At 71.8% G+C, this 13,945-nt stretch carries 10 protein-coding genes; 4 read left to right on the top strand and 6 right to left on the bottom strand.

The genetic code is table 11. The features are described 5' to 3' along the window. Positions 1–44: 44 nt before the first annotated feature. The 5 genes from RB628_RS04105 to mce all read right to left on the bottom strand — a co-directional run bounded on the left by RB628_RS04105 (position 45) and on the right by mce (position 8,201). Positions 45–902 carry an ABC transporter permease subunit gene (locus RB628_RS04105; protein ID WP_318318873.1) on the bottom strand — a complete coding sequence of 286 codons (858 nt, stop codon included), beginning with the start codon at positions 900–902 and terminating at the stop codon, positions 45–47. After that, complete coding sequence (locus RB628_RS04100) at positions 899–2,110, bottom strand: ABC transporter ATP-binding protein (RefSeq protein WP_318318872.1); 1,212 nt, start codon at positions 2,108–2,110, stop codon at positions 899–901. The genes RB628_RS04105 and RB628_RS04100 overlap by 4 nt, the downstream gene beginning before the upstream one ends. A gap of 425 nt (positions 2,111–2,535) precedes the next feature. After that, positions 2,536–3,474 (bottom strand): cellulose-binding protein, encoded by a 939-nt coding sequence (locus RB628_RS04095; protein ID WP_318318871.1) that lies wholly within the window; start codon positions 3,472–3,474, stop codon positions 2,536–2,538. 194 nt (positions 3,475–3,668) lie between these two features. After that, positions 3,669–7,517: a polarized growth protein Scy gene (gene scy / locus RB628_RS04090; RefSeq protein WP_318318870.1), complete on the bottom strand. Its 3,849-nt coding sequence runs from the start codon at positions 7,515–7,517 to the stop codon at positions 3,669–3,671. Between the two features lie 243 nt (positions 7,518–7,760). Continuing rightward, a complete protein-coding gene (gene mce / locus RB628_RS04085) occupies positions 7,761–8,201 on the bottom strand; it encodes a methylmalonyl-CoA epimerase (protein ID WP_318318869.1) in 441 nt (146 codons plus the stop codon). A 148-nt stretch (positions 8,202–8,349) separates the two neighbouring features. Between mce and RB628_RS04080 the strand changes: the two genes are divergently transcribed. Then, positions 8,350–9,552, top strand: coding sequence for an acetyl-CoA C-acetyltransferase (locus RB628_RS04080; RefSeq protein WP_318318868.1), 1,203 nt, complete (start codon positions 8,350–8,352; stop codon positions 9,550–9,552). Between the two features lie 56 nt (positions 9,553–9,608). Beyond that, positions 9,609–10,565 (top strand): methylmalonyl Co-A mutase-associated GTPase MeaB, encoded by a 957-nt coding sequence (gene meaB / locus RB628_RS04075; protein ID WP_318318867.1) that lies wholly within the window; start codon positions 9,609–9,611, stop codon positions 10,563–10,565. A 402-nt stretch (positions 10,566–10,967) separates the two neighbouring features. Here meaB and RB628_RS04070 read toward each other — a convergent pair whose 3' ends face one another. After that, positions 10,968–11,627 (bottom strand): PepSY domain-containing protein, encoded by a 660-nt coding sequence (locus tag RB628_RS04070; RefSeq protein WP_318318866.1) that lies wholly within the window; start codon positions 11,625–11,627, stop codon positions 10,968–10,970. A gap of 133 nt (positions 11,628–11,760) precedes the next feature. On the opposite strand from RB628_RS04070, the gene RB628_RS04065 reads away from it, so the two are divergent. Further along, positions 11,761–12,423, top strand: a complete 663-nt coding sequence (locus tag RB628_RS04065; RefSeq protein ID WP_318318865.1) for a response regulator transcription factor — start codon at positions 11,761–11,763, stop codon at positions 12,421–12,423. Then, the gene (locus tag RB628_RS04060) at positions 12,420–13,832 is read left to right on the top strand and encodes a HAMP domain-containing sensor histidine kinase (protein WP_318318864.1); all 1,413 of its coding nucleotides are present in this window, start codon (positions 12,420–12,422) and stop codon (positions 13,830–13,832) included. The genes RB628_RS04065 and RB628_RS04060 overlap by 4 nt, the downstream gene beginning before the upstream one ends. Positions 13,833–13,945 lie beyond the last annotated feature (113 nt).

Genomic DNA, 13,945 nt, shown 5'->3' with positions numbered 1-13,945 from the left:
CTGAACTTGCCCAGAAGCCGCGGGAGTTCACACCTCCGGGTGAATCACACGTCCCGGCGGTCCAGCAGCACGAAGGCACCGGCGATCGCCGCGGCGGTCACCCCGGCGAGCAGACCGAGCTGTGAGCCGCCGCCGTTCTCGCCGTCCAACCCGAAGATCTTGGCGAGGGCGTTGGGGGCGTTGTAGTCCAGCATCTTCTCGCCGATCCCCCGCATGCTGTCGGAGATCAGCAGGAACGCGGGCAGGATCGCCGGCACCAGGACGAGGCCCAGCATCGCGGTGATCGCGCCGGCCGAGTGCCGCAGCATCGAGCCGACCGCGAGAGCGAGCACACCGAGCAGCGAGACGTACAGCGCGCCCATGACGACCGTGCCGCCCCATGCCCTGCCCTCGCCGCCACTGTGCATCGCCTCTGTCACCAGGCCGACGAAACCGATCGCGAACGCGGACACGACGAACGCGACCGCGAAGAAGATGATCAGCTTGGCGGCGAGGACCCGGTGGCGCTGTGGCGAGGCCGTGAAGGTCGTACGGATCATGCCCGTGCCGTACTCCGACGAGATGACCAGCACGCCCAGCGTGATCAGGCAGATCTGCCCGAGGACCAGCCCGAAGAACGCGGGGATGGTGTAGGGCACGTCCCCGAAGTCGGAGTCGTTCGTCTGTACGGCGACCAGCAGGCCGATGCCGATGACGAGGAGCAGGAAGACCCCGAGCGTCCACATCGTGGAGCGCACCGACTTGATCTTCGTCCACTCGGAGGCGAGGGCATGACCGAGGTGCGTGCGCGTGACCGGGATCGGCGAGGTGTAGACGGGGTACGAAGTGCCGGGCGACGCCTGCCAGTCGGGCGCGGCCTGCGGTGGCAGCTGCTGCGTCGGGGGCTGCTGGGGCGTGCTCATCGGGCGTCCTCGGGCTTGGTCAGGTCGGGGGCGGCGGCAGCGGCGGGCGCCTGCTGGGGTGCGGCGGCGGGCTGCGCGTACGGGTTCGGGTGGCCGCCGGCGGGAGCACCGGGGCCGCCAGGGGCGCCGTACGGCCCCGTCGGCCGTCCGGGCGCCGCGAACGGGGGCTGACCGCCCTGCTGGGGCGGCGGCGGGGCGTACCAGCCAGGCTGGCCCTGCCCCGGCACCGCCATCTGCACCGGCGGCTGCGCGCCCGGCGGCAGCTGCTGCTGGAGCCCGGCCCGCTGGTCGACGGTCGAGCGGTAGTCGACGGCGCCCTGCGTCATCCGCATGTACGCCTCCTCCAGCGACGCCTGGTGCGGAGACAGCTCCCACAGGCGTACGTCGGCGGAGTGCGCGAGGTCGCTGATGCGGGGCAGCGGCAGCCCCATGACGCGCAGCGCGCCGTCCTGCTCGGGCAGCACCTGGCCGCCCGCCTCGGTCAGCGCGGCCGTCAGCTTCTCGCGCTGCTCCGGCTCGGTCTCGGGGGTGCGTACGCGCGCGAAGTCGGCAGAGTTGGTGGAGATGAAGTCCTTCACGCTCATGTCGGAGAGCAGCTGTCCGCGCCCGATCACGATGAGGTGGTCGGCGGTCACCGCCATCTCGCTCATCAGGTGCGAGGAGACGAACACGGTCCGCCCCTCCGCCGCGAGCGCCTTCATGAGGTTGCGCACCCAGAGGATGCCCTCGGGGTCGAGACCGTTGACCGGCTCGTCGAAGAGCAGTACCTGGGGGTCGCCGAGGAGCGCGGCGGCGATGCCGAGCCGCTGTCCCATGCCGAGCGAGAACCCCTTGGAGCGCTTGCGGGCCACGTCCTGCAGCCCCACGACCCCCAGCACCTCGTCCACGCGTCGCGCCGGGATGCCCGACAGCTGGGCCAGGCACAGGAGGTGGTTACGGGCGTGCCGGCCGCCGTGGACGGCCTTGGCGTCGAGCAGGGCGCCGACCTGACGGGGAGCGTTGGGCAGCTTGCGGTAGGGGAAGCCGCCGATCGTCACCTGCCCCGAGGTGGGCTGGTCCAGGCCGAGGATCATCCTCATCGTCGTCGACTTGCCCGAGCCGTTGGGGCCCAGGAAGCCGGTGACGGACCCTGGCCGCACCTGGAAGGAAAGGTTGTACACGGCCGTCTTGTCGCCGTAGTGCTTCGTCAGGCCGACTGCCTCGATCATGCTCCGCACCCATCGAAATCTTCAGGACAGCGGGGCACACGCCCCCGTAAGGGTTAGGAGCTTATCCGGGCGCTGACGGTTCCCCCAAGAAGCGGCAAAAATGTCGGGTCCATGACCGCCCGGTCGGCCGCCGCCGAGCGGCCTCGGGGGATGGGGAAGCCGGGCGCGGAACCGCGCCCCCCAAGCGGCGCGGGGAACCGCGCGACCAGCCCCCACCGGGACGCGGCCGAACAACTGCGCATTGTGCTGCGCTGTCGTGTCCTGTCGCGCCCACGTGGCGGAGCCGCGAATGTCACAGCCACGCGCCCCTGGGCAGGTGACCTTGCCCCTTGCTCGCGAGTGACCGCCAGACAGCCGACGCCCGCACCCCTCGTACGAGGGGTGCGGGCGCCTACAGCCGTAACGCGGCCGTCCGTTCCTACTGCTTACCGGGTCTGCTGGGCCGGGACCCCGCGCGTGATCGGCTCGTCGTCCGCCACGGGGGCGCCGGCGGCGGCGACCGCGGCTCCCGTCAGGGTGGCGAGCATCTCGCGGACGTTCGTCAGCTGGGCGTTGATCGAGTCGCGGCGGTTGGTGAGAGCCGCCAGCTCGCGCTCCGATTCCGAACGGATCCGGTCGGCCTTGGCGTTCGCGTCGGCCACGATGTCCTCGGCCTGGCGCTGGGCCGTCTCGACGGTCTGACGGGCGCGGCGCTCGGCGTCCGTGCGCAGCTTCTCGGCCTCCAGGCGGAGCTGCTCCGCGCGGTGCTCGATCTCCGCGAGGCGCTTCTCGGCCTTGGCCTGACGGGACGCGAGGTCCCGCTCCGACTGCTCGCGGCGCTTGGCGAGGTTCGTCTCGAAGTCCGCGGCGGCCTGGGCGGCCTTGGCGCGGGTCTCCTCGAAGAGGGCGTCCGCCTCCTCGCGCTTGGACTGCGCGTCCTTCGTCGCTTCCTGGCGCAGCTGGGAGGCGTCGCTCTTGGCCTTCTCGACGATCCGGACGCCTTCGTCCTCCGCCTTGGACTTGCGGTCCGCAGCGAACGATTCTGCGTCGTTGCGCACCTGCTGGGCCGCCGACTCGGCGAGCTCACGGTGCTGCTCGGCCGCGCGACGGGCCTCCTCGCGCAGGTCCTTCGCCTCCTCCTCGGCGAGACGGAGGATCTTCTCGACGCGCGCGCCGAGACCGGCGTACGACGGCTCTGCGTCGCTGACCTGGGCCTGGGCGTTCTGCGTTTCGAGGTGGAGCTCCTCGATGCGCTTTTCCAGAGCAGTGATTCGGGCCAGAGCGCTGTCACGGTCGGAGACGAGCTTCGAAATGCGTTCGTCCACCTGAGCGCGGTCGTACCCACGCCGCACAAGCTCGAAGCCGTAGGGGGAAGTGTCGCTCATGGGGTTCCTGTCGAATGAGACCGGTGAGGTGATAGGTGGAATCCTAGGGGTCCAAGCGGCGTGTCATCGAGCAGTCACCCGATTGATATGGAGAATGAGACCCCTTTTGAGTGGCTAACCGGCGGACTGCTTGGCGAAGAATTGGTCAAAGACCCCAGAAAACCCCACACAATGCACGCAACACGCCCTCCGCGCTAGCCCTCTGACGACTTGCCACCCGTACGTGTGACGCCCGCGGCAGCGCCCGCCTTGACGCCGCTGTCCTTGTTCGCCGTCGGGGCCTCAAAGGACTCCAACGCCTCCAGCACGTCCTGGACACGGGAAATCTCCGCCTGGATGTCCTCGCGGCGCCGGACGAGGACCTCGAGCTCGCGCTTGCCCTCCTCGACCGTGCGCTTCGCCTCGCGGATCGCCTCGGCCCGCAGTTCCTCGGCCTCCCGGATCAGCGTGGACTTCTTCTGCTCGGCCTCCTTCAGGAGCCCCTCGGCCTTCTTGACGGCGGCGATACGGACCTTGCCCGCCTCGGAGTTGGCCTCCGAGACCAGGTCCTTGGCCTTCGCCTCCGCCTTGACGAGCTGCTCCTCGGCGGCCGTGATCAGCGCGTCGCAGCGGTCGCCGGTCGACTTCATGGTCTCGGCGGCCTCACGGCGGGCCCGCTCGTGCAGGCTCTCGATCTCGGCCGTGATCCGGTCGCGCAGCTCCTCCGCGCGCTCCCTTATGGCGGTGGCGTCCCGGCGCGCGCCGACGAGCAGTTCGTCCGCGTCCGTACGGGCCTTCTCCACCGTCGAGTTGCCCCGGGCAGTCGCCTGGGCCACCAGCCGGTCGGCCTCGTTGCGGGCCGCGCCCACCATCGAGTCGGCCTGCGCCTCCGCGTCCGCGGTGGTCTTCTGCGCGGCCTGCTGCGACTCCGAGAGGAGCTTGTCGGCCTCGGCGGCCGTCTCCGTGATGAGCGTGTCGACCTGCTCGGCCGCCTCGGAGCGCCGCTTGTTGGCCTCCTTGCGGGCCTCGTCCAGCGTGCTGTCGGCCTCGTCGCGCGCGGTCGACATGAGCCGGTCGGCCTCCGCCGCCGCCTCCGCCGTGACCCGCTCCGCCTCGGCACGGATCCGCTCCGCGTGCTGCTGCGCCGAACCGACCGTGTCGGCGGCCTCGGCCCGCAGCCGCTCCGCTTCCCCGGTCGCCTCCGAGATCAGCTGCTCGGCCTTGGCCGTGGACTCGGCCCTGACCCGCTCGGCCTCGGCGTTGGTCTCCTCGGTGAGCCGCTCCGCCTCCGCCGTCACCTCGGTGATCAGCGTGTCGGCCTGCGTCGCCGCGTCCGAACGGATCCGGTTCGCGTCCTCGCGGGCCTCCGCACGGCTGCGCGCCGCGTCCTGCTCCGCGCCCGCGATGGCGTCCGACGCCTCCGTACGCACCCGCTGGGCGTGCGCGGCGGCGTCCTGTCGCAGCCGTTCCGCCTCGGCGATCGCGTCGCCCACCGTGCGCTCGGCGAGCGCCTTGGCGTGTTCCGAAGCCTCCGACGCCTCGCGCCGCACCCGGCTCGCGTCCTCCGAGGCCCGCTCCCGCTCGGCGTAGGCGTCGGCACGGACCCGGTCCGACTCCTCGGCCGCCTCGCGCCGCATACGGTCGGCGACGTGCTCGGCGGCGGAGCGCAGCCCCTGGATCTCCTCCTGGGCCTGCTCGTGCAGCCCCGACACCGACTCCCGCACCTGCTGGGCGTGCTGTTCGGCCGCCGACACCATCTCGTTGGCCCGCCGGTCCGCCTCCTCGACCAGCCGTACGGCCTCGGCCTGCGCGTCCTCCACGCGCCTCCGCGCGGACGCCAGCAGCTCCTCGCTCTGCTCGCGGGCCCGCTCACGCTCCTGGTCGGCCTCCTGGCGGGCGGAACCGAGGGTCTCCTCGGCCTCGCGCCGACGCCGGGCGGCCTCCTCCTGAGCGGCGGCCAGCGTCTCCGACGCCTCCGCCGCCAGCCGCTCGGCAGCGGCCTGCGCCTCCGCCCGTACCCGGTCGGCGGTGTCCTGGGCCTCCGACTTCAGCCGCTCGGCCTCGGCCGCGGCCTCGGACCGGAGGCGTACGGCGATGGCCTCGCCCTCCGCACGGGACGCGGACGCGTCCGCCGCCGCCTCGTCACGCAGCCGCTGGATCTCCGCGTCGGCCTGCGCCTGGATGCTGCGGATGCGCTCGGCGGCCTCGGAACGCAGCCGCTCCGACTCCTCGGACCCCTCGCGGCGGATCCGGTCGGCCTCCGCGCGGGCGTCCGTGAGCGCCTGCTCGGCGGCGGTGAGCCGGTCCTCGGCCTCCGTCTGCAGCCGGGTCAGCTCGGCGGCGGCCTCGTCCCGGCGCGTCTCTATGGCCCGCTCGGTCTCCTCGCGCAACTCGCGCGCGGCCTGCTCGGCGTCCGCCGTGATGCCCTCTGCCTGCTCGGCGGCCTCCGCGCGGTGCCGCTCGGCCTCCTTGCGGGTGCGCTCCAGCGTCTCCTCGGCCTGCCGGCGCAGCGCCGTGGCGCGCTCGATGGCTTCCGTACGGACCTTCTCGCTGTCCGTCTGGGCGGTCTGGCGCAGCTCGTCCGCGTCCGCCTTCGCCTTGGCGAGCAGCTCCTCGGCGGTCCTGGCCGCCTCCTCGATCTGCTGGACGGCCTCGCGGCGTGCCTCGGACCGGATGCGCTCGCCCTCGGAGACCGCGTCGGCGCGCAGCTGCTCGGCCTCGCCGCGCAGCCGCCGGGCCTCTTCCTGAAGCTCGACGGTCTTGGCGCGGTACTCCTTGGTGTCGTCCTTCGCCGTGCCCTTGAGCTGCTCGGCGATGTCGTGCGCCTCGGCGCGCAGCCGGTCCGCCTCCGCCTCGGCCTCCGCGCGGATGCGCTCGGCCTCCTCGGTGGCCGCCCGGGTCGTCGACTTCGCTTCCTCGGACGCCTTGTCGAGGACGTCCTCGGCGGTACGGGCCGCCTTGGCGAGCTGGGAGGCGGTCTCCTCGGCGGTGAGACTGCGAGCGGTCTCCTCGGCCTCCGCGACGATCTTCTCGGCCTTCGCCCTGGCGTCGGCGACGACCTCTTCGGCGGTCGCCTTGGTGGCCTCGGCCTCCTTGGTGGCCTCGGTGACCAGCCGGGCGACCTGCTCCTTCGCCGTACGCGTGCGCTGCTCGTTGGCCGACTCGGCGCTGGAGATCGCCTTGGTCGCGGTCTCCTTCGCCTCGGTGAGGACCTTCTCCGCCTCGGCGCGCGCCTCGCGCAGGGCGGCCTCGGCCTCCTGCATCCGCTGCTCGGCGGCCCGGCTCAGCTCGGTGGCCTGGCGGCGGGCGCTGTCCGACTCGGTCGCCGTGGAGCTGCGCAGCTGCTCGGCGTGGTCGGCGGCCTCGCGGGCCTCCGAGGTCGCGCTGTTCAGGAGACGCTCGGCCTCGGCGCGCGCCCGGCGCAGCAGCTGGTCGGCCTCCGCGCGGGCGGACTCGCCCTCGCTCTGCAGCCGCTGCCTGGCCTCATTGGCGACCCGCTCGGCCTCGGCGCGTGCGGCGGCCAGCGCTTGCTCGGCCTCGGTCCGGGACTCCTCGACGAGGCGCCGCGCCTGGGACTCGCTGCGGGCCCGCAGCTGCTCGGCCCACGCCACGTTCTCGTTGACGTGCGACTCCACGGTCTGGCGCCGCTCGGCCAGTTCCTGATCGAGCTGCTGGCGACGGGTGACCGCCTCCTGGTGCAGCTCGGCCTGCAGACGGGCCGCCTGTTCGGCGTGCTCCTGCAGGATGCGCTGGGTCTGGGCGCGAGCCTGGGACATCTCGCGCTCGGCCTCCTGGCGGAGCTGGTCCGCCTGGATCTGCGCGTTCCGCAGCAACTGCTCGGCCTGGTAGCCGATGTCACCGCCGTCATAGGCGGGCCGGGACATGAGGGTGCGGCGCGCCTCGTGAAGCTTGGCGCGCAGCACCTCGACCTGGTAGCCGAGGTCCTCGGCGTGCTGAATCGCCTTTTCCCGCTCGGTCTTCAGCCGCTCCATCTCGGCCTCGAACCGAGAGAGGTGGTCGACGTCAGCCGCCGGCTCTCGCTCCTGGCGTTCGTAGCCCCGCACTGCGCGGTCCCATCCGTCCCTGGTCGCAACCTTCTCCGAACGAGCCACGTCCATCCGCGGAACGGGGCCCCCGGGGAATGGTGTCAGATCAACGGCGAGGCACGGACTCCCGCCCTCACCCTCGGCCCCCGAAACCTGTACCCCGGCCCTCGGATCCCGCACCGCAACACACCAGGACCCGGGCCGCTCCCCGACAACACGGCAGCGGCCGTCCCCAACCCTACCGGCCCATATGTACGAGGGTCAGTGCTCAGGTGACTCAACAGGCGCCGAAGTGACCAGTTCTGTCAGTACTCCGTGACAATCCTTCGGGTGCAGGAAGGTGATCCGCGACCCCATGGAGCCGCGCCGTGGCTCCTCGTACAGAACGCGTACGCCCTTGCCGCGGACGTCCGCGGCGTCTCCGTCCACATCTGCCGTACCGAAAGCGATGTGGTGCACTCCCTCCCCGTTTTTGGCGAGCCACTTGCCCACGGCGGAGTCCTCGCGGGTCGGCTCCAGGAGCTGGAGGTAGGAGGCGCCGCCGTCGTCCGTGTTGTTGATCTTCAACATGGCCTCGCGCACGCCCTGCTCCTCGTTGACCTCGGAGTGGAACACCTCGAAGCCGTACGTGGCCCGGTAGAACTCGACAGTCGTGTCGAGGTCGAAACAGGCGATCCCGATGTGGTCGATTCGCGTCAGCATGGTGTCAGTGCAGCGCTCCGGCGACGGTTACGCAACGTGCGCGCGATCACACTGACCGCCCGATGACGGAGGGACTACCGCTCAGTACATTGCAAGTAAACCCTCGTTCACACTCCTCAGCTCCCCAGCTGAAAGGGGATCGCACCTCATGTCAGGAACGAACAGCAGTACCTCGGTGATCGTCGCGGGCGCGCGTACGCCCATGGGACGGTTGCTGGGCTCGCTGAAGACCTTCTCCGGAGCCGACCTCGGCGGCTTCGCGATCAAGGCCGCCCTCGACCGTGCGGGGATCGGTGGCGACCAGGTGCAGTACGTGATCATGGGCCAGGTCCTCCAGGCCGGCGCGGGCCAGATCCCGGCCCGCCAGGCGGCGGTCAAGGCCGGCATCCCGATGAACGTCCCGGCGCTGACCGTCAACAAGGTGTGTCTGTCGGGCCTGGACGCGATCGCGCTCGCGGACCAGCTGATCCGCGCCGGCGAGTTCGACATCGTGGTGGCCGGTGGCCAGGAATCGATGACGAACGCCCCCCATCTGCTTCCCAAGTCCCGAGAGGGCTTCAAGTACGGCGCGATCGAGATGCTCGACGCGATGGCGTACGACGGTCTGACCGACGCCTTCGAGAACATCGCCATGGGCGAGTCGACGGAGAAGCACAACACGCGTCTGGGCCTGCTGCGCCCCGAGCAGGACGAGATCGCGGCCGCGTCCCACCAGCGCGCGGCGGCGGCGCAGAAGAACGGCGTGTTCGAGGCGGAGATCACGCCGGTAGAGATCCCGCAGCGCAAGGGCGACCCGATCGTTTTCAGCCAGGACGAGGGCATCCGGGCGGAGACGACGGCGGAGTCGCTGGGCAAGCTGCGCCCGGCGTTCACGAAGGACGGCACGATCACGGCCGGCACGTCGTCGCAGATCTCCGACGGCGCGGCGGCCGTGGTGGTCATGAGCAGGGCGAAGGCCGAGGAGCTGGGTCTGGAGTGGATCGCGGAGATCGGTGCCCACGGCAATGTGGCGGGCCCGGACAACTCCCTCCAGTCCCAGCCCTCCAACGCCATCCTGCACGCCCTCGGGAAGGAGGGCCTGGGCGTCGAGGATCTTGACCTGATCGAGATCAACGAGGCCTTCGCGGCGGTCGCGGTCCAGTCAATCAAGGACCTCGGCGTGTCCACGGAACGGGTGAACGTCAACGGCGGTGCCATTGCCCTGGGTCACCCGATCGGCATGTCCGGCGCACGGCTCGTACTGCACCTGGCCCTGGAGCTGAAGCGGCGTGGCGGCGGCGTGGGCGCGGCGGCCCTGTGCGGGGGCGGCGGCCAGGGTGACGCGCTGATCGTTCGGGTACCCAAGGCGTAAGCGGTCTTCGGACTGGCCATGGGTGGTCGTACGGCTGTGATCTGAACGGAGTTGTGATGCAGGACGTCCCCACGCTGGTGGCGCAGGCCCGGGAAGGCCGGCCACGGGCCGTGGCCCGGCTGATCTCCCTGGTGGAGGGGGCGTCCGAACAACTCCGCGAGGTCATGGCCGCGCTGGCCCCGCTGGCGGGCAGGGCGTACGTGGTCGGCCTGACGGGATCACCGGGCGTGGGCAAGTCGACGTCCACCTCGGCGCTGGTGACGGCATACCGGCGGCAGGGCAGGCGGGTCGGCGTACTCGCCGTCGACCCGTCGTCGCCGTTCTCCGGGGGCGCGCTGCTCGGCGACCGGGTGCGGATGTCGGACCACGCGTCGGACCCGGGCGTCTACATCCGCTCGATGGCGACCCGCGGCCACCTCGGCGGCCTGGCCTGGGCGGCCCCCCAGGCGATCCGTGTGCTGGACGCGGCGGGCTGCGACGTGATCCTGGTCGAGACGGTCGGCGTGGGCCAGTCCGAGGTGGAGATCGCCGCGCAGGCCGACACCAGCGTGGTGCTCCTCGCGCCCGGGATGGGCGACGGCATCCAGGCGGCCAAGGCGGGCATCCTGGAGATCGGCGACGTGTACGTTGTCAACAAGGCGGACCGGGACGGCGCGGACTCCACCGCCCGCGAGCTGAACCACATGCTGGGGCTGGGCGCGGCCAGGTCCCCCGGGGACTGGCGCCCCCCGATCGTGAAGACGGTCGCGTCCCGGGAAGAGGGCATCGACGAACTGGTCGAAGCCCTGGAGAAGCACCGGGCGTGGATGGAGGAGCGGGGCGTGCTCACCGAGCGGCGCGTGGCTCGGGCGTCCCACGAGGTCGAGACGATCGCGGTCACGGCCCTGCGGGAGCGCATCGGAGACCTCCACGGCGACCGGCGCCTGGGCGCGCTGGCGGAGCGGATCGTGGCGGGCGAACTGGACCCGTACCGGGCGGCGGACGAGCTGGTGGCGGGCCTGACGGAGGGGTGAGGAGCCGTAACGTGGCGGGTTTTCACGGTGGTTGACCCGTGGGACGCGCTGATTCGTTGACCGGCATGTTCCTCCTCCTGGCATAGGTGCCGCCCACACCACCACGAACGGCTCGCAGAGCGGTCGTCGCGGTGATCCGGCGTCTTCACCTGTCACGGCGTGTTCTCAACGCGCCGCTTCCCAGAGGAACTTCGCATGTCCGCGACCTCGACGCGGCCTGCCTGTGCCGCCGTTCTGCGTATTCCCCATGCCCGCCCGGCGCTGGGGGTGACGAGGGGGGTTCAGCGCAGGTCGGGGTACCTCAGCTGGTCCGGCGTTTGAGGACGAGGCCCGTTCAGGGCCGTAGGGGGTCTGGGGGCGTAGCCCCCACGGATGGGACGGGTAAGGGCGGCGGGGGTGTTCTCAGTCGTCGTCGGAGTGGTCCTGCGTGACCTTGCCCGTGTCGAGCGCCACCTTCCACTCGCTCGTCGCGCTGTCCTTCACGGTCTCCATGCTCCAGGCCACCGCCCCGTTGTCGTCGTCGGCCCCGACCTCGGTGACCGTGCCGTTCGCGGCGGCGGCAACGGCGGCCTCGCGGGCGTCGAACTTCGCGCCCTTCAAGGCCGCCAGCTCCGCCCGGTCCTCACTGTCGCCGTCCTCGTCCTCGTCCTCGTCCTTGTCGCGCTGCGCGCCCAGCACCTTGCCGCTGTCGGAGACCTCGACGCCGTACTCCGCGCGGTCGCCCCGTACGACGTCCACGCTCCACGTGCCGGCGTCGGCGCCGTCGTCCTCCAGTTCGGCGGAGACGGCGGTGCCCGGGGTGTGGCGCAGCGCGGCCGCGATGGCCTCGGCGGCGGTGACGCCGCTGCTCCGGACAGCCGTGCGATCCTCGGCGTCGTCGTCGCTCCGGTCGTCCGTCGTGTCGTCGTCCCGGTCGGAGACGACCTGTACGTTCGTCCCCGTCCCCGTCCCCGTCCCCGGCCGCGCCGACGACGTCTCCTCGTCGCCCGCCGCGAAGGCCGCGACGGTGCCGCCGGCCAGGGCGGCGGCGGTGAGGGTGGCGATGACGATGTTCCGCTTCATGAGGTTCCTGCCCATTCGCTCGGCTTCACGGCGATTCGCTCGCCCTGACGAGAACCAAGCTGCCCGACGCCTGCTGAAGCGGACCTGAAGTCACCTGAAGGCGTCTTCAGGTTCGTTTTGCGAGGCTGTACGCATGCGTCTGTTGATCGTCGAGGATGAGAAGCGGCTGGCCCTGTCCCTCGCCAGGGGCCTGACGGCCGAGGGATACGCCGTGGACGTCGTGCACGACGGCCGCGAGGGACTGCACCGGGCCACCGAGACGCCGTACGACCTGGTGATCCTCGACATCATGCTGCCCGGCCTCAACGGCTACCGCGTCTGCGCGGCCCTGCGCGCCGCCGGCCACGACGTGCCGATCCTCATGCTCACCGCGAAGGACGGTGAGTACGACGAGGCGGAGGGTCTCGACACCGGCGCCGACGACTATCTGACCAAGCCCTTCTCCTATGTCGTCCTGGTCGCCCGCGTGAAGGCGCTGCTGCGCCGACGCGGGTCGGCGGGGGCCTCGCCCGTCCATGTGCTCGGCGAGCTGAAGGTCGACACCGCGGCCCACCGCGTTCACGTCGGCGACGACGAAGTCACTCTCACCGCGAAGGAGTTCGCCGTCCTTGAGCAACTCGTCGTGCGGGCCGGCGAGGTGGTGTCCAAGGCACAGATCCTGGAGCACGTCTGGGACTTCGCGTACGACGGCGACCCGAACATCGTCGAGGTGTACGTCAGCACCCTGCGCCGGAAGCTCGGCGCCCCGCTGATCCGGACCGTGCGCGGTGCCGGGTACCGGCTGGAGGCGAGATGAGGCGCGCCCTGGGGTCCGTACGGGCCCGGGCGACCCTCGGCGCCACCCTCGTCGTCGCGGTCGCGCTGGTCGCCGCCGGGACCGCCGTACTGCTCTCCCTGTGGTCCAACCTGAGCGGCCAGGCCGGTACGCAGGCGGAGCGGACCGCGCGGGCGGTCGCCGCCGATCTGGCGGCCGGGACGGAGTACGACAAGCTGTCGCTCGACGACGACGACCGGCCCGTCCAGGTCGTCGACGCGTCCGGGCGGCTGGTCGCGGCCAGTGAGGATCTGGAGCGGATCAGCGGCACGGGCGTCGAGGCGGTGCGCCCGCAGGCCCCGGTGGACAACGGCGCTGACGACAGTGGGGCCGAGGACGACGATGACGACGGCTCACTCTCGCCCGGCGAGATCGACGAGGACGTCTCCTTCACCGACGGGTCCGCGACCGTCGAGGGCGACGAGGCCGACTACCGGTTCGCCGCGGTACGGGTCGAGGTCGACGGCAGGGGCACGCTCACCGTGTACGCGGGGGCGCCGCTGTCCACCGAACAGAGCGCGGTCAGAACCGCGTTGACCGTCATGCTGATCGGGTTCCCGCTGCTGCTCGGCGTCGTCGCGGGCGTCACCTGGCTGGTCACCCGGCGCGCGCTGCGCCCCGTCGAGGGCATCCGGGCCGAGATGGCGGCGATCACCGCCTCCGAGGACCTCGCCCGGCGCGTCCCGGTGCCGGACACGCACGACGAGGTGGCCGGGCTCGCCCGGACCACGAACGAGACGCTGGCCGCCCTGGAGACCTCCGTGGAACGCCAGCGCCGGTTCGTCGCCGACGCCTCCCACGAGCTGCGCAGCCCCATCGCCTCCCTGCGCACCCAGCTCGAAGTCGGCGCCGCCCACCCGGAGTTGCTGGACGTCGACGGCGCGGTCGAGGACACCGTACGGCTGCAGCGCCTCGCCGCCGACCTGCTGCTGCTCGCCCGGCTGGACGCGGGGGAGCGGCCCGCCGGCACGCGCGTCGACCTCGCGGAGCTGGTCCGGGAGCAGGCCGGGGGCAGGGCGGACGTGACCCTGGAAGCGGGGGTGACCGTGGAAGTCGCGGGATCCCGGGGCCAGTTGGGGCGGCTGGTCGCCAACCTGCTGGACAACGCGCAGCGGCACGCCCGGTCGGCGGTCACCGTGTCCGTGCGGCAGGAGGGGCAGCGGGCCGTGGTCGAGGTAGCCGACGACGGGGAAGGGGTGCCCGAGGGCGACCGGGAGCGGGTCTTCGAACGGTTCGTACGGCTCGACGCCGCACGCAGCCGCGACGAGGGCGGCGCCGGGCTCGGGCTCGCCATCGCCCGGGACGTCGCCGTACGGCACGGCGGCACGCTCACGGTCCGCCGGGCGCGGACACGCGGAGCCCTGTTCGAGCTCCGCCTGCCTGTCGCCTGATGCCTTTGGCGCCTCGGTTGACTCTGCTGCGCAATTCGCTGGACCCGCGGGAACAGCAGCCCGGAGCACCGAGCACGGCCGCGTCGCCGCAGGTCGCGGAGTGCAGTCCAGCG

It is taken from the genome of Streptomyces sp. ADMS (assembly GCF_033441795.1).
Lineage (GTDB): Bacteria > Actinomycetota > Actinomycetes > Streptomycetales > Streptomycetaceae > Streptomyces.
Note: the sequence above shows the minus strand (reverse complement) of the source record. Positions and strands in the feature narration are given on the sequence as shown.

Excerpts from the sequence above, each read along its gene's own strand:
- RB628_RS04095 (WP_318318871.1), bottom strand. The coding sequence starts at position 3,474 with ATGAGCGACACTTCCCCCTACGGCTTCGAGCTTGTGCGGCGTGGGTAC.
- RB628_RS04100 (WP_318318872.1), bottom strand. The coding sequence starts at position 2,110 with ATGATCGAGGCAGTCGGCCTGACGAAGCACTACGGCGACAAGACGGCC.
- mce (WP_318318869.1), bottom strand. The coding sequence starts at position 8,201 with ATGCTGACGCGAATCGACCACATCGGGATCGCCTGTTTCGACCTCGAC.
- RB628_RS04060 (WP_318318864.1), top strand. The coding sequence starts at position 12,420 with ATGAGGCGCGCCCTGGGGTCCGTACGGGCCCGGGCGACCCTCGGCGCC.
- RB628_RS04065 (WP_318318865.1), top strand. The coding sequence starts at position 11,761 with ATGCGTCTGTTGATCGTCGAGGATGAGAAGCGGCTGGCCCTGTCCCTC.
- RB628_RS04080 (WP_318318868.1), top strand. The coding sequence starts at position 8,350 with ATGTCAGGAACGAACAGCAGTACCTCGGTGATCGTCGCGGGCGCGCGT.
- meaB (WP_318318867.1), top strand. The coding sequence starts at position 9,609 with ATGCAGGACGTCCCCACGCTGGTGGCGCAGGCCCGGGAAGGCCGGCCA.
- RB628_RS04105 (WP_318318873.1), bottom strand. The coding sequence starts at position 902 with ATGAGCACGCCCCAGCAGCCCCCGACGCAGCAGCTGCCACCGCAGGCC.
- RB628_RS04070 (WP_318318866.1), bottom strand. The coding sequence starts at position 11,627 with ATGAAGCGGAACATCGTCATCGCCACCCTCACCGCCGCCGCCCTGGCC.